The following is a 20,153-nucleotide window of genomic DNA, read 5'->3' as shown; positions in this document are numbered from 1 at the left end:
ATGGCGCAGATCGGCCGCGCCCTGGAGCTGGGTGGCGCCGGCGACCGGGCCGCCGCACGCGAGGCCCTCACCCAGCTCTGGGACCGGGTCGGCGACACCGGGGACGCCCTGCACCGCTGCACCGTCGCGCACCACCTGGCCGACCTCCAGGAGTCGGTCGCGGACGAGGTGGCGTGGGACCGCCGCGCGCTGGCCGCCGTCGCCGACCTCAGCGACGAGCGCGTCCAGCGGCACCACGGGGCATTGCGGGTGCGCGCCCTCCTGCCGTCCCTGCACCTCAACCTCGCCGACGGGTACCGCCGCGCCGGCGATCTCTCCCGCGCCCGGGAGCACCTGGCGGTCGCGGCGCCCCTCGCCGCCGAGTTGCCGGACGACGGGTACGGCGCGATGATCCGCAACGCGATCGCGCGGGTGGCCGCCCTCCTCGACGCCGGGTCCCGGGAACCCCTCGCCGCACCGTGACACCGCGTCGCCCCGGCCGGGTCGGCGGCGCGCGTCACCGGCGCGGGCGACGGCTGCTCAGGTGCGACAACGGTGTCCGGAACCCGAGCGGGACGCGTCGGTAGGGGTCCGTCAGCTCGGGACGTCGCGGCGGCGGAAGCCGGCCGTCCCGGCCGCCAGCAGCGCGGCTCCCACCCCTGTCAGCACGACCAGCGGCAGCGCCGCCGGGTCGACCGCCGGGGCCGACGGCACGTGGGTGTACGGCGACAGGTTCAGCGCCGCCTGCGGCAGGTCGAGCACCGCGCCGAGCTGCCCGAGCAGCAGGAACACGATCAGTGCCGCCCAGGACAGCGCCACCGACCAGCGGGGCAGCAGGCCGAACAGCGCCGTGACCACCCCGGCGACCACCAGCAGGGCCGGCAGTCGCACCAGCGCCGCTCCGCCCAGCCCGAAGGCCCGGCCGAGGGGGTCGCCGGCGACCAGGCCGTAGCCGAGGCCGGTGGTGAGCCCGCCCAGCAGCACCAGGGCGAGCGCGCCGAGCGTCGCCGCGGCCACCTGGGTGACGAGCCAGCGGGTACGGCTGACCGCCGTGGCCAGCACGGCCTCCAGCAGCCCGTCGGCCTCGTCGTTGCGTGTGCGTAGCAGCGCCTGCACGACGTACGCCCCGATGGTCAGCGCGAACAGTCCCAGCATCGCCGCCAGGTACGCGTCGATGAGTTTCGCGCCGCCGCCCATCGCGCTGATGGCCTCGGCGGCGGCCGGGTTCTCCTCGATCATGGCGTTGAACTCGTCGCCGGCGATGCCCATCGAGAACCCGAGCACCGCCACCCCGACCGCCCAGCCGAGCAGCGCGCCGCGCTGCAACCGCCAGGCCAGCCCGGCGGGGCTGAGCAGCCCGGGTGCGGCCGTGGCCGGCCCGCGTCGGGGCGCGACGAGCCCGGCGCCGATGTCCCGCCGCTCGGCGAGGGCGTAGGCCGCCGCCACCCCGGCGACCAGCAGCGCCACGGGCAGCGCCAGCGTCCACCAGCGTTCGCCGCCGAAGGCGCGGACCTGGTTGCCCCAGCCGAGCGGCGAGAGCCAGGACGGCCAGGCGCTGACCACCCGCAGCCCGCCGTCGGTCTGCTCGCCCAGCACGTCACCGGCCGCGCGGAGCAGGAAGGAGATCCCGACTGCGGCGGCGGCGAGCGCGTTGGCGCCCCGGGACGTGACGGACAGTTGGGCGGCGACGGCGGCGACACCGGTGAACGCCAGGCCGACGCCGCCGATGGCGGCGGCCGCGGCGACCGACCCGGCGAGCGGCAGGCCGGCTCCGGACAGTGCGGCGGCGAGCAGGGCGGTGGCGGCCACGTTCGCGGCGGCGACCACCAGCAGCGCGGCGGTGAGCAGGGCGTACCGGCCGACGACGGAGGCGCCCAGCAGTTCCGCCCTGCCGGTTTCCTCGTTCTGCCGGGTGTGCCGGATGACCGCGAAGGTGCTCAGCAGCGCGGCGAGCAGGGCCAGCGTCACGTACGTCTCGGCGGTCACCACCGCGCCGAGGTCGGTGCCGGCGATCGGCCCGTTGAACGCACGGGCGACCAGGCTGGACGCCGACGTGGTGGCGTAGCCGACCCGGGACGCCTCGTCCGGGTAGAACTCCTTGACGCTGCCGGCGAGGGCGTAGCCGAGCAGGGGCGTGCCGAGCACCCAGATCGCCAGCCGGAGCCGGTCGCGGCGCAGCACGAGGCGGGCGAGCCGCCCGGTGCCGGTGAACGCGCTCACCGGGCACCCGCCGGCCGGTTGGCGTCGGGGCGGTCACCGTCGGTCGAACCCGCCGCCGGGGCGGAGGCGCCAGCGGGGACGGCGGCGCGCTCGTCGCCGTAGTGGCGCAGGAACAGCTCCTCCAGGGTGGGCGGAGCGCTGGTCAGCGCGCGTACGCCGAAGCGCACGAGGTGCCCGAGCAGCTCGTCGAGGTGGGCGGGCTCGACCTCCAGGTGGGTGCGACCGTCGACCTCGCGCACGTCGTGCACGCCGGGCAGCGCCGCCAGGCCGGTCGCCGGCCGCGCGGTCTCGACCGTCACGGCCGTACGGGTGAGGTGGCGCAGCTCGGTGAGGGTGCCGGACTCGACGGTGCGGCCCTCGCGGATGATGCTGACCCGGTCGCAGAGTGCCTCGACCTCGGCCAGCACGTGGCTGGAGAGCAGCACGGTGGCGCCGTCGCGCTTGAGTTGGCGGACCTCGTCCTGGAACACGGCCTCCATGAGCGGGTCGAGCCCGGAGGTCGGCTCGTCGAGCACGTAGAGCTCGACGGCCGAGGCGAAGGCGGCGACGATGGCGACCTTCTGCCGGTTGCCCTTGGAGTAGGTGCGGCACTTGCGCGTCGGGTCGAGGTCGAAGCGCTCCAGCAGCTCGTCGCGGCGGCGCCGGTCGAGGCCGCCGCGCAGCTGGCCGAAGAGGTCGATCGCCTCGCCGCCGGAGAGGTTCGGCCACAGGTTCACGTCACCGGGCACGTACGCGAGGCGGCGGTGCAGGGCGACCGCGTCGCGCCACGGGTCGGCGTCGAAGACCCGCACGTCGCCCGCGTCGCGGCGCAGCAGGCCGAGCAGGACGCGGATGGTGGTGGACTTGCCGGAGCCGTTGGGCCCGAGGAAGCCGTGCACCTCCCCCGCCGCGACCGTCAGGTCCAGCCCGTCGAGCGCGCGGACGCTGCCGAACGTCTTGACCAGGTTGCCGATGGAGATGACGGGCATGGGCCCTCCTGTCGCTGGCGGTGCCGACGACCACACTGTACTAACCGGCGGTCAGTCGAATCAACAGGGTTGCCTGCCATCGGTCAGACGCCGCTAGGCTTGCCGCCATGACCGCCGAGGCGCCCGACGACACGCGTACCCGGATCCTGCGCGCCGCGCTCGACCTGTTCGCCGAGCACGGCTACCAGCGCACCCCGCTGCGCCAGATCGCCGAGCGGCTGCGGCTGACCAAGGCCGCGATCCTCTACCACTTCCCGACCAAGGAGCACCTGCTCACCGCCCTGATCGAGCCGATGGTGGCCGATTTCGAGGCGCTGCTCGACGCAGCCGAGGAGGGGCCGGCCGAGCGGGCCCGGTGGACGGTGCTGGAAGGCTGGGTGGACATCATCCTGGGCCACCGCCGACCACTCGGCATGCTCTTCCACGACATCGCGCTCGTCGGCCGGGGCGACACCTACCACCGCCTGATACGGATCGCGATGCGCGCCAACGACCTGATCGCCGGGCCCGACGCGGGGCGCCGGGAGCGGGTTCGAGCGGTGCAGGCGGTCGCCGCGTGCAGCGATCCGGTCGTCTTCTTCGTCGACGTGCCGGACGCGGTGCTGCGGGCGGACATGCTGGACGGCGTGCGCCGGCTGCTCGGCGACCCGACCGGCTCCGGCTCCGACCAAGCCGGCGGCGCGGGCACGGCCGGCGGCGCGAGCACCCGCACGGCGGCGACCAGCGGCGGCACAGGCACGGCGGCCGACGGCGGTGGCGGTGCGGGCACCCCGGCGGCCGGCGGCGCGGCGAGGGGCCGGCGCCGGCCCGGCCGACCACGGGCGATGAGCCCGGAGCAGGTCGAGGCGGCCCGGCGGATGCACGCCGGGGGCGACCACTCGGCGGACGAGATCGCCGCCGCGCTCGGGGTCTCGCGGGCCACCGTCTACCGCCACCTCGACCCGGCCGCCGCGAAATAATGAGACTGTTTCTGCGACAGTTTTGAGAACGGGGCCGGCCCGTCAGGTGTCGAAGTCCAAGGTCGTCCGCACGGCTGCTCGACAACGCATGAGCTGATCCACCCGGGCCGCTCCGAACCAGATTTCGGGAGTGCCGTCTTCGGCGGACGAGAAGCGATCAGCAGGAGGCACCCTCATCCGAGGGTGCCTCCACTGCGCTGATCCGGTGCTGGGCGGTACCGGGATCCAGAGACGTCTCTCAGCGGGGAGCGCTGCCGAAGGCGCTGGAGAGGTACGCCCGGGAGTCGGCGATGGCGCCCTCGATGATCCGGGCCGCCTCACGGGCTTCCTCGGGCCGGTGCCCGGCCTGCACCTGAAGCCGGAACCGGGACGAGCCGGTCGGAGTCACCGGGAACTCGACCATGAATGCCAGCACCCCCCGGTCGAAGAGCAGGCGGTTCGCCGTCCGCGCCAGCTTCTCGTTGCCGATCAGTAGCGGCACGATCGGTGACGGCTCACCCATGCAGGTCAGACCCCGGCCGGTCAGCTCGTCGCGCAGGGCGTGGATCGCGGTGAAGAGCCGGGCCCGCAGCACGTCCCCCTCGGCCGACCGGATGATCCTGGTGGCCTCCCGCACCACGGCGGTCTGCACCGGCGACAGCGCGTTGGAGAAGAAGTGCGAGCCACCGAACATCTTGATGTACTGCTTCAACGCCGGCGAGTGGGAAGCCACGAAGCCACCGTTGGAGCAGAACGTCTTGGAAAAGGCGCCCATCACGATGTCGACGCTGCCGAGCAGATCCTGCATCCCCAGCACACCCGTGCCGCCGGGCCCCATCGAGCCGAGGTCGTGCGCCACGTCGACCAGCAGCGTGGCGTCGTGTTCCCGGCAGACGCGTTGCAGGGTGACGAGGTCCGGCCAGTCCGCGTCCACCGAGAAGAGCCCATCGGTGACCACCAGGATGCCGTTGCGGGTGTCCGTGGCCCGAATCTGGGTCAGGTGCCGGCGTACCGCCTCGACGTTGAGGTGCTCGTAGCGGACCACGTTCCGGGTGGCCGCCCGTGCCCCCTGCTGAAGGCAGGAGTGGGCCAGCCGGTCGATCAGGATGTGGTCGGACTGCCGGACCAGACCGACGACCGCGCCGAAGCCGGCCGCCCAGCCGGTCGGAAAGAGCGTCACGTGGTCGAGCCCGACCAGGTCGCCGAGGGCAGCCTCCAGATCGTCGGAGATGCGGGTGTTGCCGAGCACCATCGGCGAGCCGGCGCTGTGCGGCCCGTAGTCGTGCATCGCCTTGGCCGCCGCCTCCCGGATCGCCGGGTGGGTGTTGAACGACAGGTAGTCCTGCGAGTTGAAGTTGATGCCGCGGGCCCGCCGGCCCAGGTCGTTGGTGATCTGGGCGACGCTGTCCGGTGCCGCCTCCAGCACCCGCGAGTACTGCCACGTCTCCGTGCGTCGACGGGCCTGCACCCAGCCGTAGAAGTCCCCGGTGCGGGTCAGCAGGTTGCGGCCGGCGGGCCGGTAGAAGTCGTACGCGTTCTTGTCCAGGGCGTACTCCTCGTCGGGGTCGACGGGGCTGCGCAGGTGGGCCGGCTCCCACATCTCGGTGAGGTCGGCGACCACCTGGGCCAGCTCGTCGTCGGCGCCTTCGAGCGAGGCGAGGTCGTCCCACGGGATGTGGGTGGCCCAGTTACGGGTCATCTCGGAGACCTCGGTCGCGGTACGCGCCATGGTCTCGAAGTCCCGGCAGTGTGCCGCCTTGAGGATGATTCCGATCAGTTCGCCGTCTTCACGCTGGTCCAGCTCGGTGGTCACGGTGTCGTCTCCCTGGTGGATCATCAGGCGAAGAGGTTCTGCTGGTAGCTGCGGGAGGTCTCCGCGAAGTCCTCGAAGACCGCGTGGTCTGCGGAGGACTCCTTCCCGGCGTCGTTGAGCAGGAAGAGGTTGGAGGCCTGGAAGAACTCCGACACCGGCGCGACGTCGGCGTGGGTGGCGATGAACCGGTCGGTCTCCTGCTGGTTGCCCCGCAACGCGACGAACAGTTGCAACTCGTCGTGCCGGTACGGACGCATCTCGGCGAGGGTGCAGACGTAGTCGTGGTAGGCGGCGGCGTTCTGGCTCCGGCGGCGGTCCCCGTAGGCGGTCATCGCCTCGTCGATCGACGCGTCACCGCGGAGCCACCGGTCGAGGGCGGCGCTGACCAGCTCGGCGTCGCGGAAGGCGTGGGTGATGCCGATCGCGGTGCACTGGTCCTTGGCCGACTCGGCGTCACCGACGAGCACCCACCCGGGCCCGTGCAGTGGCCGGAGAAAGGCCGACTGGTCCAGGGTGCCGTAGATGCGTTCCTCCCTGGTCCCCTTGCTGCGCACCACGTCGCCCAGCTCCGGACTGACGAAGTCCAACGCCTTCTGGTAGTTGCCCGGCACGTCACCGCGAAACTCCCGCGACCACTCACTCGGCCCCCAGACCAGGACCATGTTCTGGTCGAAGTTGGTCGGCGCCACCGCGCAGGCCAACCGGCCGCGCCGGTGCAGTTGTGCCGGCCCCAGGTCGAAGCCGGACCAGTAGCTCCAGTAGGCGAACGTGCAGCGGGGCCGCTCGTCGTACTTCGGCAACGCGAGGGTGCGGGCGACGAACGAGTTCCGGCCGTCGGCACCGACCACGATCCGGGCCCGCTCTTCGACCAGCTCTCCGTCGACCGCACGCCCCCGGACACCGACGACCTGCCCGTTCTCGACGATCAGCTCACGAACGGTGAAGTTGGTCCGCACCTCGGCGCCGGCCTTGGCGGCCGCACCGACCAGGATCTCGTCGAGCACCCGGCGCCGCACGGACGCATAGCTCTGCACCACGCCCGAGTCGTCGCCGTGCAGGTCCCGGAAGTACTCGCGCAGCAGTTCGGTCGGCACCGAGCCGGTCAGCGAGATGCCGTCGTTGACCACCTCGACCGTGGTGTGCGCCGGAGTGACCGCCAGGACCTCGTCGAGCAGTCCCCACCGGTTCAGGTAGGACATCCCGTGCGGCCAGAGGAAGTGCGTCGAGATGACGTCGCTGGGAAACGAGGAGCGGTCCACCACGAGCACCCGGTGTCCACGCTGGGCGAGCAACAGGGCGGTGGACGCACCCGAACAGCGGGCGCCGATGACGATCGCGTCGTACAACTGAATCGATCCTTCGTTGATGTGGCGGTGGCGGCGCAGGTAGCGGCGGCGGAAAACCCACCCAAGAGCGGCCCCGGGGTCCGCGGATCGCGCAGGTCACCCGGGTTGCGTGCGGCGTCGGCCACCGTTGCCGGTGGCTGCCTCTGCCACACCTACCGATCGAGTCGGCAGGCCCGGCGGAGAGCGTAGCGTATGTCCACAGTGGATCGAAACCGCTCGGAGTGGGCGTGCGAGGTCACTTCAGTGGACTGGCGCCACGAACAAATCGAGCGGCTCACGGCGGCTGAGGACGCGCGGCGGGCCGGGCTTGGCCCTCCCAGCCGGGTCGCCTGAAGAGCGGAAACTCCGGTATAACGAGCATGCTGTTCCGCTGGCCGGCATCGCCCCCTCGGAGTGCCCATGACGACGCAGTTGCGTGACCGTCTCGACGACATACTTCGAGCTGGCCAGGTCGGCGGTCTGCACACCGTCGCGGCGGTTCGCGGTGGTCACACCGTGCTGGAGTACTACGGGGCTGGTGAGGACTTCGCCTGGGGCGACTCGCTGGGCGTCGTCGAGTTCGGGCCCGGGGTCCTGCACGACATCCGGTCCGTCACCAAGAGCGTGACCGTCCTGTTGTACGGCATCGCGCTCGGCGAAGGGCTGGTCCCGCCGCCGGCGGAGCCGCTCCTGCACCGGTTCCCGCAGTACCCCGACCTGGCGGCCGACCCCTGGCGCGCCCGGCTCACCGTCGAGCACGCACTGACGATGTCGTTGGGCGTGGAATGGTGCGAAGATCTCCCGTACAACAGCCCGGCCAACGCCGAGATCGCGATGGAGCTGGCGCCGGACCGGTACCGGTACGTCCTGGAGCGGCCGATCCTCGAGCCGCCCGGCACCCGGTGGACCTACTGCGGCGGTGCCACGGCTCTGCTCGGCCGGCTGATCGCCGACGGCACCGGGCAGTCGCTGCCGCAGTACGCGCAGGCCGTGCTGTTCGGGCCGCTGGGCATCGGCAGCTTCGACTGGATGACCGGCGCGGACGCAGTGGCCTCCGCCGCGTCCGGGCTGCGACTCACGCCCCGCGACCTGGCCCGGATCGGCGAGCTGGTGCTGGCCGAGGGAACCTGGGACGGTCAGCGGATCGTCCCCGCCGACTGGATCCACACGATGCTCCAGCCACGCCTGCAGACCAGCTGGGGCGCGCGGTACGGCTACCAGTGGTACATCGATTCCATCGAGGGCCATCGGCTGGTGGCGGGCATGGGCAACGGCGGCCAACGCCTGTTCGTCCTGCCCGACCTGGACCTCGCCGTGGCCATCACCGCCGGCAACTACGACGACCCCGACCAGTGGCGGACCCCGCTCACGGTGCTGGAACGGGTCATCTTTCCCGCACTGGCCTGACGGCGCCGCGTCCGCCGGTCAGCCATCGGCAGGGCACACCTCTGGCGTGCCCAGGAGTCCGGACCCTGACACGTCAGGCGGCCAGGGTGGCGTAGCGGCCGGCGCGCTCCAGCAGGCCGTCGTGGCTGCCGGACTCGACGATCCGACCGTGGTCGAGCACCGCGATCCGGTCCGCGTTGCGCACCGTGGAGAGCCGGTGCGCGATGGTGATGGTGGTACGCCCCCGGGCCACCTCGTCGAACGCCCGCTGCACGGCGCGCTCGGTCTCGGTGTCCAGCGCGCTGGTGGCCTCGTCGAGGATCAGGATGCGCGGGTCGCGCAGCAGCGTACGGGCGATCGCGAGGCGCTGCTTCTCGCCGCCCGAGAAGCGGTGTCCCCGCGAGCCGACCATGGTGTCGTACCCGTCGGGCAGCCCGGCGATCAGGTCGTGGATCTGGGCGGCGCGGGCGGCGGCCTCGATCTCGGCGTCGGTGGCGTCCGGGCGGGCGTAGCGCAGGTTCTCCCGCACGGTGGTGTGCAGCAGGTACGTCTCCTGGCTGACCACGCCGACGATCGCGGCCAGATCGGCCAGGCGCAGGTCGCGCAGGTCCACGCCGTCGACGGTGATCCGGCCGCTCGTCGGGTCGTGCAGGCGGCTGATCAGCGCGGCCAGGGTGCTCTTGCCGGAGCCGGTCTCGCCGACCAGCGCCAGGCCGCTGCCGGCCGGCACGTCGAGGGTGATCCCGGCGACGGCGGCGGTGTCGCTGCCCGGGTAGCGGAAGGTGACGTCGCTCAGGCGCAACTCGCCCCGGATCCGGCGCGGGTCGACGTCGACCGGCTCGGCGGGGTCGTCCACCTCGACCGGCAGGTCCAGGTACTCGAAGATCCGGGCGAACAGTGCCAGCGAGGCGGTCACGGAGACGCCGACGTTGAGCAGGCCCATCAGGGGGCGGAACAGCCCGCCCTGCAACGCGGTGAAGGCGACCAGGGTGCCGATGCTGAGCGTGCCGGCGGCGCCGGGCAGCCCGGCGCTGAGGTAGATGACCGCCGGGATGGCGGCGAAGACGACGCTCATGGTGGCCATCCGCCAGCGGCCGGCGAGTTCGGAGCGCAGTTCCAGGTCGACCAGGCGGTCCGACGAGGCGGCGAAGCGGGCGGCCAGGGCGGGGCCGGTGCCCAGCGTCTTGGCCAGGTGCACGCCGCTGACGGACAGCCCCTCCTCGACGGTGACGTTGAGGTCGGCGAGTTCGCGCTGGCGCTGCGCGGTGATCTCGCGGCGCAGGTGGGCGACGCGTCGGGTCAGCCAGATGGCCGGCGGCAGCACGACGAGCGAGACCAGCGAGAGCCGCCAGGAGAGCGCGACCATCGCCGCCGCCGTGGCGACGACGGTGGTCAGGTTGGCCGCGATCGAGGTGGCGGTCGAGGTGACCACGCTCTGCATGCCGCCGATGTCGTTGGTGATGCGGGACTGCACCTCGCCGGTGCGGGTGCGGGTGAAGAACGCCAGGGACTGCCGTTGCAGGTGGGTGAAGACGTCGGTGCGCAGCCGGTGCATGACCTGCTGGCCGACCCGGGTGGAGATCCAGGTCTGGAGCACGCCGAGCACCGAGGTCACGGCGGCGACGGCGACCATGCCGGCCACCAGCCAGACCAGCAGCGGCAGGTCGCGCTCGGGCAGGGCCCGGTCGATCACGGCGCGGAGCAGGAAGGGCGAGGCCATGGCGAGCACCGAGGAGACCACGATGATCGCGGTGACGGTGGCCAGCGCCGCCCGGTGTCGGGCGAACAGGACGCCGATGCGCCGCAGGGACACCTGGCGGGCCTGCGCCTTCTCGGCGGCGCTGACCTTGCGGGGGCCGCGGTCGCGGCCGGAGGGGACGGGTTCCAAGGGATACTTCCTCACGTCGGATATGCTGAGGTTACCTCAACATGAGGGAGCAACAGCTTCCGCTGCTACGGTATTCCCCGTGACGGCAGACACCGACAGCACCGAGGACGGCCTGGCCGAGGCGTTCCGGGCGGTGACCCGGCGGCTGCGCCACCGCACCGGCGAGGCGCTCGCGCCCTGGGACGTGACGCCCGGCCAGTCCCGGGCCCTCGGCGTGCTGATCCGGCACGGCGCGTTGCGGCTCAGCGCGCTCGCCGAGCACCTGCGCATCGCCCCGCGCTCCGCCACCGAGGTCGTGGACGACCTCGAGACGCGCGGGCTCGTGCGGCGCCGGCCCGATCCGGCGGACCGGCGCGCCACCCTGGTCGCGCCGACCGAGGAGGGCACGCGCGCCGGCGCCGCCATCCACGCCGCCCGCCGGGCCGCCGCCGAGGAGCTGTTCGGCCGCCTCGCACCCGCCGACCGGGTCCACCTCGCCCGCATCCTGCGTACGCTGCGCGACTGACCGCCCGCCCACCGCCCGGCGCCGTCCCCGCGCCCCTGCCCGGCCTTCCGCCCGGCGCCCGCCAGGGCGTGCTACCGGGCGCCGGGGTTTGCCGCCCCCAGCGGCGGGTAGCCCAGCCACCCGTCCTGCCGACGGGACCGGGTCCCCCGAGCGGGCGGCCCGGCACACCTGCGACGCCGACAGGAGTGATCACGGTGGGTCGGATGCCCGGCAAGCCCGGTGACCGCTGACGATGTGCGGCATCAGTGGCGAGGCGAGGTTCGACGGATCGCCGCCGGACGCCGGCGCGGTGACCCGGATGACCGAGGCGATGCGCTCCCGGGGCCCCGACGGGGAGGGCCTCTTCGACGACGGCTGGGTGGTCCTCGGGCACCGCCGGCTCACCATCATCGACCTCACCGAGGCCGGCTCCCAGCCGATGGTCCGCGACGACCTGGGACTGGCGCTGGTCTTCAACGGCTGCGTCTACAACTATCCCCAGCTGCGCGAGGAGCTTCGCGGCGCCGGGCACACGTTCCACTCCACCAGCGACACCGAGGTCGTCCTGGTGGCGTACGCGCAGTGGGGCGAGCAGTTCGTCGACCACCTGGTCGGCATGTTCGCCGTCGTGCTGGTGGACCGCCGGCGGCGCCGGCTCGTGCTGGCCCGCGACCGGCTCGGCATCAAGCCCCTCTACCTCGCCGAGTCACCCGGCCGGCTGCGGTTCGCCTCCACCCTGCCGGCGCTGCTGCGCGCCGGCGACGTGGACACCTCGATCGACCCGGTGGCGCTGCACCACTACCTCTCCTGGCACTCCATCGTCCCGGCGCCCCGCACCGTCCTGCGCGGCATCCGCAAGCTACCCCCGGCCACCGTGCGCGTCGTCGAGGCCGACGGGCGCAGCCGCCAGCACGTCTACTGGCGGCCCGACTACGCCCGGGACCCCGCCCACACCGGCATGGACGCCGGGGACTGGCAGGCCGCCGTCGGGGAGGCGCTGCGCGAAGCGGTACGGCGGCGGCTCGTCGCCGACGTCCCCGTCGGCGTGCTGCTCTCCGGCGGCCTGGACTCCAGCATGATCGTGGCGCTGCTGGCCGAGGCCGGGCAGCAGCATCTGCAGACCTTCAGCATCGGCTTCGACAGCCGCGGCGGCGAGGCCGGCGACGAGTTCCACTACTCCGACCTGGTCGCCCGCACGTTCGGTACCGACCACCACCGCATCCGGCTCGCCGACGGCGACCTGGTCCCGGCGGTACGGCGGACCGTGCACGCGATGACCGAGCCGATGGGCAGCCACGACGTGGTCGCCTTCCACCTGCTCTCCGAACAGGTCGCCCAACACGTCAAGGTGGCCCAGTCCGGCCAGGGCGCCGACGAGGTCTTCGCCGGCTACGGCTACCACCAGCCCCTCACGCGGGTGCTCCGCGACGACGCGGCGGCCACCTTCGCCGACGCGTTCTTCGACCGGGACCACGCTGAGCTGAGCCGGGTGGTGGACCCGGCGTACGCCTGCGACCGCGACGCCAGCCGCGAGCTGCTCGCGACGGACCTGGCCGCGCCGGGCGCGCAGACGGCGCTGGACGCGGTGCTGCGCCTGGACACCCACCTGATGCTCCCCGACGACCCGGTCAAGCGGGTGGACAGCATGAGCATGGCCTGGGGGCTGGAGGTGCGCACCCCGTTCCTGGACCAGGACCTGGTGGCGCTGGCGGCGGCCTGCCCACCCGAGCACAAGGTGGCCGACGGCGGCAAGGGCGTGCTCAAGGAGGTGGCTCGCCAGGTGCTGCCCGCCGAGGTGGTCGACCGGCCGAAGGGCTACTTCCCGGTGCCGGCGCTGCGCAACGTCGACGGGCCGGTGCGGCAACTCGTCACCGAGGCCCTCGCCGCGCCCGCCGCCCGCGAGCGCGGCCTGTTCCGCCGCGAGTACGTCGCCGAGCTGCTCGCCGAGCCGGACCGGGCGCAGGCCGCCGCCGGCAGCAACAAGCTGTGGCAGCTCGGCCTGCTGGAACTCTGGCTCCAGTCCCACGACGTCCGCTGACCGCCTCCCGTCCGACGCCCGCACCCCGGTCGCCGGGCTGCGGCGACGCCGTCGAGCCCACGAGTGGAACACCACGGGTCCCTCCACCGCCGGGTGAGACCCGTGGTGTTCCACCGGCCAGCTGCCGCCACCGGCCAGCTGCCGCCACCGGCCAGCTGCCGCCACCGGCCCGCGGCTCGCCGCCGGGCGGGACGGGTCAGACGGCGCGGGGTCAGACAGCGCGGGGCCAGGCGGCGCGCGGGTCAGGCGGCGCGGGTCTCGGCGGCCAGGTGGTCCAGGACGGCGCGCACGTCGTCGCCGGTACGGGCCATGACCCGGCGCTGCCGGGTGGCGCCGTTGCCGTCGCGCCGCAGCCGGACCAGCTGGTCGCGTACGTAGTCGAGGTCGCCGTGGCGGGCCAGGGCCGGCGCGACCGTGTCGACGAGCTCGCCGACCAGGTCCCAGGCGGGACGGGCGACGCCGGCGCGCAGGTCGATCAGGTCACCCTCCAGCCCGTCGTGGGCAGCCCGCCAGTGCGCGGCGGAGACCAGGCAGTCCCGGATCCGTCGGGCGGGGACCCCGGCGCGGGCGTCGTCGGCCATCGTCGCGACGAGCGCGCGGACCAGCCCGGCGACCAGCACGGTGTCGTCCACCGCCGGGCAGACGTCGCCCACCCGCACCTCCACGGTGGGGTACGCGGCCGACGGGCGCGCGTACCAGTAGACCATTGCCGCGTCGAGCATGATCCCGGCGTCGATCAGCTCCGCCACCGTCGCGTCGTAGTCGGCGACCGACTCGAAGTGCGGGGTCGGCCCGATGCTGGGCCAGCGTTCCAGCTGCATGGAGCGCCAACTGGCGTGCCCGGTGTCGCGTCCGTCGTGCAGCGGCGAGTTGGCGGTGATCGCCTGTACCACCGGCAGCCAGGGGCGCAGGTGGTTGCAGACCTGGATGGCCAGTTCGCGGTCGGGCATCCCGACGTGCACGTGGCAGCCGCAGACGGCGGGGTCGTGCGCCACCGGCCCGAACCGGCGGGACATGGCGTGGTAGCGCGGTTTGTCCGGCACCGTCCGGTGCGGCTCGTGCACGGGCGTGGCACCGACCGCGACGAGCCGCGCCCCGGCGGCCTCGGCCGCGTCGCCGACGGAGCGGCGCAGCGCCACCAGGTGCGCGCGCAGCTCGGCCAGGTCGGCGGTGACCGGCGTGACCATCTCCACCATGCTGTGCCGGAACTCCTGCCGGCTCTGGTCCCGCGCGCTGCCGGACAGGGCGGTGAGCACCCGGTCGGCGACCGGCAGGCTCTCCCCGGTCTGCGGGTCGAGCAGAAGGTACTCCTCCTCGACCCCGAGCGTCAGCGTGGTCTGGTCGGAAGCGGTGGCAAGTGCCGGACGGTACGTCATGGGCGCTCGCGTCCGTTCGTCGGGCGACGCGCCGGGCGCCGCGCTGCCGGACAACCCGAATTCCCGGCCCACTGCCTGGGCAAACGCCTGGGGCGAGGGCGTCATCCACCCGTCAGCACCGAGGTCGCCCGGCTGTCCAGGAAGGCGCGTTCGGCCGCGTTGTCCGTCCGCTCGGCAGCCGTCCGGTACGCCCGCACCGCCTCCCCCGCCCGGCCGAGCCGCCGCAGCAGGTCCGCCCGGACGGCGTGGAACACGTGGTACCCGGCCAGGTCGAGCCGCTCGACGGCCGCCAGCCCCGCTGCCGGCCCGGCCACCTCGGCGAGCGCGACGGCCCGGTTCAACGCCACCACCGGCCCCGGGGCGCACGCGGTGAGCTGGTCGTACAGCCGGAGGATCTGCGCCCAGTCGGTGTCGGCGGCGTCGGGCGCGTCGCTGTGCACGGCGGCGATCGCGGCCTGGATCTGGTACGGCCCCGGCCGGTCGCGGCGCAGGCAGCGGCGCACCAGGGCCTGCCCCTCGCCGACGAGCCCGGCGTCCCACCGACGGCGGTCCTGCTCGGGCAGCGGCACCAGCGCGCCGTCGGCCGTGGTGCGGGCGGGGCGGCGCGCCTCGGTGAGCAACATCAGCGCCAGCAGCCCCAGCGCCTCGGGCTCGTCCGGCATGAGCCGCACCAGCAGCCGGCCGAGCCGGATCGCCTCGGCGCACAGGTCGTCGCGGACCAGCCGGTCGCCGGAGCTGGCGGTGTGCCCCTCGGTGAAGATCAGGTAGAGCACGGCCAGCACGGCCGGGAGCCGGTCCGGCAGGTCGGCGTCGCCGGGCACCCGGTACGGGATCCCGGCGTCGCGGATCTTGGCCTTGGCCCGGACGATCCGCTGTGCCATGGTCGCCTCCGGCACCAGGAACGCCCGGGCGATCTCGGCGGTGCCCAGCCCGCCCAGCAGCCGCAGGGTCAGCGCGACCCGGGCGGCGGGGCCGAGCGCCGGATGGCAGCAGGTGAAGATCAGGCGGAGCCGGTCGTCGCGCACGGGTCCCTCCTCGGCCGGTACGTCGCGGACGTGCAGCAGGGCGGCCTGGGCGTGCCGGTCGGCGCGGGAGGCCTCCCGCCGCAGCCGGTCGACGGCCCGGTTCCGGGCGGTGGTGATGATCCAGCCGGCCGGGCTGGGCGGCGGCCCGGTCTCGGGCCACCGCGCCACCGCCACCGTGAACGCCTCCTGCACCGTCTCCTCGGCGAGGTCGATGTCGCCGAGGAGGCGGACCAGGACGGCGACCGCGCGGCCGTACTCCGCGCGGAACACCGCCTCCACGTCGGGCATGGTCAGCTCTCGCCCTGGAAGGGGCGCACCTCGATCGGCAGGGTGGTGGCCAGCGCGTACCGGCGCCCCCACGCCAGCGCGGCGTCGAGGTCGGGCGCCCGGAGGATGGTGATCCCGCCGAGGTGTTCCTTGCCCTCCACGAACGGCCCGTCGGTGACCAGCACCTCGCCGTCGGACGGCCGCAGCACGGTCGCCGTGTCGGGCGCGTGCAGCCCCTGGCCGAACACCCAGCAGCCGGACGCCTCCAGCTCCTCCCGGATGGCCCCCAGCTCGCGCATCACCCCGGCCAGGAACTCCGGGTCCGGCAGCCCGTCACCGTCGGGCTGGTGGATGCTGAGCAGGTACTGCTTCATGGCCCCTCCTCACGTCGGCGGCCGGCGGCGCCGCCGGCCTCTCATCCTCCACACGAACGGAGCGGGCCAGGATCGACAACCCGCCGGAAAATCGGTCCGCCAGCGGTCGGCGCCGGTCAGCGCGGGGTGGCCGCCAGCAGGTCGGCCACGGCGTCGACGGACTCCGGATGCGCTGCCAGCAGCGCGGTCAGGCCGGCGGGAACGGCGGTGGTGGCGGCGTCCACCTCGCGCCAGCCGCCGGCGCAACCGAGCAGCGCGGCGACGGCGTCCACGCTCTGCGGGTTGGCCGCCAGCAGGGCGGCGACCGGCCCGGACACGGCGGCGGGGACCGCCGGCGCCGGCGGTGACGTCGGCCTCGACCACGGCGGCACCCAGGCGTCCAGCGCGGCCAGCGAGCCGGGGAACGTACGCCCCGCCTCCCGCACCAGCAGCGGCACCAGCTCCGCGCCGTGCTCGCGCAGCGTGGTGATCAGGGTGGGCAGCCACGGCAGCAGGACCGGGTCGGGCAACCGGGCGAACGCGGACGACATCACCTCCACGACGAACGGCGCGAGCCCCGGCACCGGCTCCAGGGCCTGCACGAAGCCGCTGAGGTACTGCGGGAAGGCGGGCACCACCAGCGGGTTGGCGAGCAGCGCGGCGCACCGCTCGCGCAACTCGGCCAGGGGCAGCAGGCCCAACTGGTGCCGGGCGGCCCAGAGCAGCGCCACCTTGGCCGGCGTCTCCGGATGGGACTGCGCGACGGCGAGTTCGAGCTGGGACCGGTCGCAGCCCAGGGAGAGCGCCAGACTCTCCATGCCGAACAGGAAGCCCAGCATGGCGCCGACCTGACGCACGCCGCTCTCCTCGTCGAGGAACGCGGTGGGCAGCAGGGTGCAGTAGTGCGCGTACCCGGTGGTCACGAACGCCTCGCACCAGGCCGGCAGCGGCCCGGTGGCGCGGTGGTGGGCCAGCAGCCGCCGGATCCGGCGCAGCACCTCGGGGGCGTCGTCAACGGTGCGTTCGGCGGCGAGCAGCTCCACCGCCCGGTTGCCTAGCTCGTCGACCAGGCGCGGGCTGTCGAGCAGCCGGATGGCGTCCTCCACGGCCTCCAGCGCGACCGAGGCCGTCGCCGCCGGGCCCCGCACGGCGCGGCGCAGGCGCTGCTCCAGCACCTGCTCGACGGTCACCCCCTCGTAGCCCAGCTCGATCAGCGCCCGCTGGCTGCGGCCGAGGGCCAGGTCCCAGCTCTCCTGGATCGAGCGCTGCCCCAGCCGGCGCTCGCCCATGATGGGCCGGACCGCGTCGCGGGGCAGCAGGTGCCGCAGCCGCCACAGCAGATCCGAGCAGGGCACCAGCTCGGGGTTGGCCCGCAGGTCCACCAGGGCCCGCTGGATCGTACGCTTCTCCAGGTCCAGCCCGAGCGGGGCGAGCCGGTCGTGGACGTCGCGGGCGAGCGGCGGAAGGGCCTCGTAGCCCACCTGGCCGACCCGGTCGCCGCCGAACAGGATCTCGCAGAGCCGGCGGACGTCCCGGCGGCCCGGGACGACGTCCTTCTCGATGCAGGTGACCGCCGCGTCGGCGAAGTCGTACGGCGTGGGACGCGCGCGGTTGCGCAGGCCGGCGAGGAGGATCGAGGTCTCGAAGACGGCGATCGCGTCGGCGGTGCTGGCCAGGTAGCCGTTGCGCCGGGCCAGCCGGACGATGTCGACGCACCAGCCGCGCAGCTCCGCCTCGTCCAGGCTCTGCGTCGCCGGCGGCTGCGCCAGGTAGCCGGAGAGCCGGTCGGCGACCCCGGCGGCGGGCACGGGCGCCGGGGTGGCGCGGCGGCGGCCACCGGTGCGGGTCCGGCCGCCCCGCTGCCCCTCCAGCCGGAACGGGCTCAGCTTGGTGCGGGCGACCGCCTTCGTCCAGGTGGCGGAGGCGATCGACACCGAGCCGGGCGCGAGGCCGAACTGCGCCTCGATGGCGGAGTGGCTGGACGGGATGAGCCCGTAGTGCCACCGGGTGCCGGTGCGCGGGCCGATCTCGAAGGGGGCGTCGGCCCGCAGCCCGAACTGCTCCACCCGGCTGGCGGCGTGGAACGCGCCGCAGACGTAGAGGCAGTCGGCGGGGTCGGCCCCGGAGGCGGCGAGGTGCTGCCGCATCCGGGTCCACATGTAGCGCTCGCGGTCCTCGTCGCGGTCCTGCCGGTCCGCCCCGGCCGGGCGCAGCCGCCGGAACAGGCTGCCGATCAGCACCATCACCTGCCGGTAGGTGTCGTGGTCGGCGTCGGCCAGCGGCTGCTCGACGTACTGGTCCCACCACTCCGACCAGTGCCGGACCTTGCCGTGGTGCAGCAGGTAGGCCTCCAGCTCCGCGAAGCGGGGCCGCAGGTCGCCGATCTCGACCCCGACCGCGTCGCCGTGCAGGGCAGCCTCCTCCCCCGCCGGCGCGGCGGCCTCGACGTCCCCGCCGGCCGGGGCCTCGTCGGCGGCGTCGGCGGGGCGGCGCGGCGACCACTGGAAGACGTGGTCGGTGGAGCGGTCCACCAGCACCAGCTCGACGCCCGGCGTCTCCAGCGCGTACGCGATGGCCTGGTATTCGGCGCTGGCCTCGGTGATCGGCGCGACCACGCTGAGCGGCCCCCAGTCGGCCGGGAAGCCGTCCAGCTCCGAGGCGAAGGCCTGCACGGCCACCGGGAGACTGCAGTTGCGCAGCTCGCCCAGCAGCGGCTGGAGGTCCTCGCAGAGCTCCAGGTAGATCACCTTCGGCTGCTTCGCGCGCAGCCTGCGGACCATGGCCAGCGCGGACGCCGGGGAGTGGTGGCAGACCGGGAAGATCTCCAGTTCCTCGCCGAGGGCGCGGTCGACGTCGTCGACGATGCCGGCGAGGATCTCCGCGACGGCGCCCGAGCTGCCGGCGAATGCGCCGGCGGCGGCCGTGAGCTGCTCGCGCAGCGCGCCGAAGGGCCCGGCGGTGGTGGGGGCGGTCACGACAGGGCGGCGATCGCCTGGCGGCCACCGTCGAGGAAGCCCTCCCAGCCGCCGTCCTGCTTGGCGCGCGGCTCGACCACCCCGTGCAGGTACTTGTTGAGGATCGCCAGGTCCTCGGGGCTGCGCCGGGCCAGCGAGCCGACCAGCGACCCGGCCAGCGTCGCGGCGCGCAGGGTGCGGTCGCCGAAGAACTGGCTGTGCAGGATGGCGTCCTCGAGGACGCCGATCTGTTCGGCAGTGGACAGCGCCGACTCCAGCTTCTCGTCGTCGCTGGTCGCCGAGGTGGCGGCGGCGCGCAGGTCGGCGAAGCTCTGCAACAGGATGTCGAGCAGGGTGGGCGGCACGTCCAGCGTGATCTGGTGGCGGCGCAGCAGCTCCTCGGTGCGGAAGCGGACGATCTCGGCCTCGCTGCGCTTGTTGGTCACCACGGGGATCCGGACGAAGTTGAACCGCCGCTTGAGCGCGGAGGAGAGGTCGTTCACGCCCCGGTCCCGGCTGTTCGCGGTGGCGATGATCGAGAAGCCGGGCTTGGCGAAGACGATGTTGTCGTGGTCCAGCTCCGGGATGGAGACGTACTTCTCCGACAGGATCGAGATCAGCGCGTCCTGCACGTCGCTGGTGGAGCGGGTCAGCTCCTCGAACCGGCCGACGGTGCCCTGCTCCATCGCCGTCATGATGGGCGAGGGGATCATCGACTCCCGGGACTGGCCCCGCGCGATGACCATGGAGACGTTCCACGAGTACTTGATGTGGTCCTCGGTGGTGCCGGCGGTGCCCTGGACCACCAGGGTCGAGTTGCGGCAGACGGCGGCGGACAGCAGCTCGGCCAGCCAGCTCTTGCCGGTGCCCGGGTCGCCGATCAGCAGCAGGCCCCGGTCCGACGCCAGGGTCACGATGCTGCGTTCGACGAACGTACGGTCGCCGAACCACTTCTGCGCGATCTCCCGGTCGAGCCCGTCGGCCCGTTCCGAACCGAGGATGAACAGGCGGACCATCCGCGGGCTCAGCCGCCACGAGAACGGCTTCGGATCGGTGTCGACCGACTCCAGGAAGTCGAGTTCCTCGGCGTACTTGACCTCGGCGGGGGCACGGAGCATCTCGGACATGAGGGGTTGTTC

General features: G+C 73.6%; 15 protein-coding genes. 5 read left to right on the top strand and 10 right to left on the bottom strand.

The window, feature by feature from the left end; genetic code table 11:
• Entirely contained in the window at nucleotides 1–462 is a 462-nt protein-coding gene (locus ACLQ20_RS11910) for a hypothetical protein (RefSeq protein WP_425855912.1), read from the top strand.
• 111 nt (nucleotides 463–573) lie between these two features.
• On the opposite strand, the gene ACLQ20_RS11905 is transcribed toward ACLQ20_RS11910, so the two are convergent.
• On the bottom strand, nucleotides 574–2,199 hold the full coding sequence (locus tag ACLQ20_RS11905) for an ABC transporter permease (protein ID WP_425855441.1): 1,626 nt from the start codon (nucleotides 2,197–2,199) through the stop codon (nucleotides 574–576).
• Nucleotides 2,196–3,167: an ATP-binding cassette domain-containing protein gene (locus ACLQ20_RS11900; RefSeq protein ID WP_425855439.1), complete on the bottom strand. Its 972-nt coding sequence runs from the start codon at nucleotides 3,165–3,167 to the stop codon at nucleotides 2,196–2,198. The genes ACLQ20_RS11905 and ACLQ20_RS11900 overlap by 4 nt, the downstream gene beginning before the upstream one ends.
• Nucleotides 3,168–3,274: 107 nt before the next feature.
• Between ACLQ20_RS11900 and ACLQ20_RS11895 the strand changes: the two genes are divergently transcribed.
• The gene (locus ACLQ20_RS11895) at nucleotides 3,275–4,126 is read left to right on the top strand and encodes a TetR family transcriptional regulator (RefSeq protein WP_425855438.1); all 852 of its coding nucleotides are present in this window, start codon (nucleotides 3,275–3,277) and stop codon (nucleotides 4,124–4,126) included.
• Nucleotides 4,127–4,364: 238 nt separating this feature from the next.
• Here ACLQ20_RS11895 and ACLQ20_RS11890 read toward each other — a convergent pair whose 3' ends face one another.
• Both ACLQ20_RS11890 and ACLQ20_RS11885 read right to left on the bottom strand, forming a co-directional pair.
• Nucleotides 4,365–5,918, bottom strand: a complete 1,554-nt coding sequence (locus tag ACLQ20_RS11890) for an aminotransferase class I/II-fold pyridoxal phosphate-dependent enzyme (RefSeq protein WP_425855436.1) — start codon at nucleotides 5,916–5,918, stop codon at nucleotides 4,365–4,367.
• A 23-nt stretch (nucleotides 5,919–5,941) separates the two neighbouring features.
• On the bottom strand, nucleotides 5,942–7,270 hold the full coding sequence (locus ACLQ20_RS11885) for an NAD(P)/FAD-dependent oxidoreductase (protein WP_425855911.1): 1,329 nt from the start codon (nucleotides 7,268–7,270) through the stop codon (nucleotides 5,942–5,944).
• 393 nt (nucleotides 7,271–7,663) lie between these two features.
• Here ACLQ20_RS11885 and ACLQ20_RS11880 point away from each other — a divergent pair, with 393 nt between their 5' ends.
• Entirely contained in the window at nucleotides 7,664–8,650 is a 987-nt protein-coding gene (locus ACLQ20_RS11880; RefSeq protein WP_425855434.1) for a serine hydrolase domain-containing protein, read from the top strand.
• A 73-nt stretch (nucleotides 8,651–8,723) separates the two neighbouring features.
• Here ACLQ20_RS11880 and ACLQ20_RS11875 read toward each other — a convergent pair whose 3' ends face one another.
• Nucleotides 8,724–10,517, bottom strand: a complete 1,794-nt coding sequence (locus tag ACLQ20_RS11875) for an ABC transporter ATP-binding protein (protein ID WP_425855909.1) — start codon at nucleotides 10,515–10,517, stop codon at nucleotides 8,724–8,726.
• Nucleotides 10,518–10,596: 79 nt separating this feature from the next.
• Between ACLQ20_RS11875 and ACLQ20_RS11870 the strand changes: the two genes are divergently transcribed.
• Both ACLQ20_RS11870 and ACLQ20_RS11865 read left to right on the top strand, forming a co-directional pair.
• On the top strand, nucleotides 10,597–11,022 hold the full coding sequence (locus tag ACLQ20_RS11870) for a MarR family winged helix-turn-helix transcriptional regulator (RefSeq protein ID WP_425855433.1): 426 nt from the start codon (nucleotides 10,597–10,599) through the stop codon (nucleotides 11,020–11,022).
• 232 nt (nucleotides 11,023–11,254) lie between these two features.
• Nucleotides 11,255–13,039 carry an N-acetylglutaminylglutamine amidotransferase gene (locus tag ACLQ20_RS11865; protein ID WP_425855432.1) on the top strand — a complete coding sequence of 595 codons (1,785 nt, stop codon included), beginning with the start codon at nucleotides 11,255–11,257 and terminating at the stop codon, nucleotides 13,037–13,039.
• A 242-nt stretch (nucleotides 13,040–13,281) separates the two neighbouring features.
• On the opposite strand, the gene ACLQ20_RS11860 is transcribed toward ACLQ20_RS11865, so the two are convergent.
• The 5 genes from ACLQ20_RS11860 to ACLQ20_RS11840 form a co-directional block, all read right to left on the bottom strand.
• On the bottom strand, nucleotides 13,282–14,415 hold the full coding sequence (locus tag ACLQ20_RS11860) for a carboxylate-amine ligase (RefSeq protein ID WP_151452927.1): 1,134 nt from the start codon (nucleotides 14,413–14,415) through the stop codon (nucleotides 13,282–13,284).
• Between the two features lie 101 nt (nucleotides 14,416–14,516).
• Entirely contained in the window at nucleotides 14,517–15,728 is a 1,212-nt protein-coding gene (locus tag ACLQ20_RS11855; RefSeq protein ID WP_425855429.1) for an RNA polymerase sigma factor, read from the bottom strand.
• A 2-nt stretch (nucleotides 15,729–15,730) separates the two neighbouring features.
• Nucleotides 15,731–16,081, bottom strand: a complete 351-nt coding sequence (locus ACLQ20_RS11850; protein ID WP_151452929.1) for a YciI family protein — start codon at nucleotides 16,079–16,081, stop codon at nucleotides 15,731–15,733.
• Nucleotides 16,082–16,197: 116 nt separating this feature from the next.
• Nucleotides 16,198–19,035 (bottom strand): DUF5682 family protein, encoded by a 2,838-nt coding sequence (locus ACLQ20_RS11845; protein WP_151452930.1) that lies wholly within the window; start codon nucleotides 19,033–19,035, stop codon nucleotides 16,198–16,200.
• Complete coding sequence (locus tag ACLQ20_RS11840) at nucleotides 19,032–20,141, bottom strand: ATP-binding protein (protein ID WP_151452931.1); 1,110 nt, start codon at nucleotides 20,139–20,141, stop codon at nucleotides 19,032–19,034. Before ACLQ20_RS11840 ends, ACLQ20_RS11845 begins: the two co-directional genes overlap by 4 nt.
• Between the last annotated feature and the right edge of the window lie 12 nt (nucleotides 20,142–20,153).

The organism is Micromonospora sp. DT46, assembly GCF_049841735.1.
In the GTDB taxonomy this organism is placed as follows: Bacteria; Actinomycetota; Actinomycetes; order Mycobacteriales; family Micromonosporaceae; genus Micromonospora; species Micromonospora reichwaldensis.
The sequence above is the reverse complement of the archived record's forward strand: the minus strand, read 5'-3'. Positions and strand labels throughout refer to the sequence as shown.